General features: G+C 61.9%; 1 protein-coding gene. It reads right to left on the bottom strand.

Annotated elements, in window-relative coordinates; translation table 11 throughout:
- Positions 1-18 precede the first annotated feature (18 nt).
- On the bottom strand, positions 19-658 hold a 640-nt coding region (locus KUG43_RS16565), incomplete at its 5' end, for an IS3 family transposase (RefSeq protein ID WP_216910929.1).

A 658-nucleotide genomic window follows, 5' to 3' on the forward strand; every position in this document is an offset into this window, starting at 1 on the left:
CGATTCGGTGGACAAGTGTCAGGGCTCCACGGGTGAGAGTGTACGGGTGTTGATGGACTGCTGCTCGTAGTCGATCGGGCTGAGGTAGCCAATCGTTGAGTGACGACGCTCGCGGTTGTAGTAACCGTCGATCCAGAAGGCCAATGTCCTGATCAGCTGCTGGGGGCTATTCAGGATCTCGGCATCGTCATCGAGGCCCAGTTCGTGTTTGAGGGTGGAGAAGAAGCTCTCCACCACTGCGTTGTCCCAGCAGCAGCCCTTGGCCGACATACTGCAGCTGATCTTGTGGTTTTCCAGAAGCTGCCGGTACGCCGTTGCCCGGTATTGGCTCCCCTGATCGGTGTGGATCAGGAGCTGGTCGGGTTCGATCTGGCGGTGCCCCAGAGCCCGGTTGAGAGCCTCCAGCACCAACGTGGCCTCCATGGTGCTGCCCATGGTCCAGCCGACCACGCGGCGGCTGTACAGGTCGATCCAGACCGCCAGGTATCTCCAGCCTGCTGTGGTGCGGACGTAGGTGATGTCACCGGCCCAGCAGCGGTTGGGTGCTGCTGGGCTGAACTCCTGCTGCAGCAGGTTCTCGGCTACACCACTGGCCCGGTTGCCTGGCTTCCGGCAAGGCCTGAACCCGCGTCTGGTCTTGGCCTTGAGCGCTGAACAG

This window comes from Synechococcus sp. CCY 0621, from assembly GCF_019038465.1.
In the GTDB taxonomy this organism is placed as follows: Bacteria; Cyanobacteriota; Cyanobacteriia; order PCC-6307; family Cyanobiaceae; genus Cyanobium.